General features: G+C 78.4%; 2 protein-coding genes. Both read left to right on the plus strand.

Going from position 1 to position 732, the window contains the following annotated elements; genetic code table 11:
* A partial coding sequence (locus D8M29_RS12995; RefSeq protein WP_148111641.1) for a hypothetical protein occupies positions 1 to 197 on the plus strand: 197 nt, incomplete at its 5' end.
* 3 nt (positions 198 to 200) lie between these two features.
* Positions 201 to 732 (plus strand): 16S rRNA (guanine(966)-N(2))-methyltransferase RsmD (gene rsmD / locus D8M29_RS13000; protein ID WP_127446066.1); only part of this gene is annotated, 532 nt, incomplete at its 3' end.

Genomic DNA, 732 nt, shown 5'->3' on the forward strand with positions numbered 1-732 from the left:
TCCAGTCCGGGCTGGCCTCGGGGCTGCACCACGTGGACGTCATCGCCGACGCCCCGCTGATCGCCGTGGCCGCCGACGCCGTCGCGCAGGTCATGGCGGCCGGCCCGGGGCTCTCCGCCCACCCGGCGCTCGCCGCCGAGGTGGCCCGCTGGGAGGCCGAGCACCTCACCGCCGCCGACTACCTCGAGAAGGGCTGAGCCATGTCCCGCATCATCGCCGGCGCGGCCGCCGGGCGGCCCCTGACCGCCGTCCCCGGCACCGGCACGCGCCCCACCACGGACCGCATCAAGGAGGCCCTGTTCTCCTGGCTCGAGGCCCGCGACTGGCTGGACGGGACGGCCGTGCTCGACCTCTACGCCGGCTCCGGCGCCCTGGGGTGCGAGGCCGCCAGCCGCGGAGCGGCATCGGTGCTGCTGGTCGAGCGGGACCGGAAGGCCGTGACCGCGTGCCGCGCGAACGCCGCGCTGGTCAACCGGGCGCGCGGGGCCGACGTCGTGCGCGTGCGCGCCGGGAGCGTGGAGCAGGCGCTCGCGGCAGAGGCCGCGCCCGTGGACCTGATCCTGGCCGACGCGCCGTACCCGGTGGCCGGCCCGCCGCTCGAGGCCGTGCTGGAGGCGGCGGCCGGGGCGCTTGCCCCGGGCGGGCTGCTCGCGCTCGAGAGGGCGGCCCGGGCCGCGGCGCTCCGCCGGCCGCGAGAGCTCGGAAGACGACAGCTCTCCACTCCCGACACAT

This window comes from Micrococcus sp. HSID17227 (assembly GCF_003989405.1).
GTDB lineage: Bacteria > Actinomycetota > Actinomycetes > Actinomycetales > Micrococcaceae > Micrococcus > Micrococcus luteus.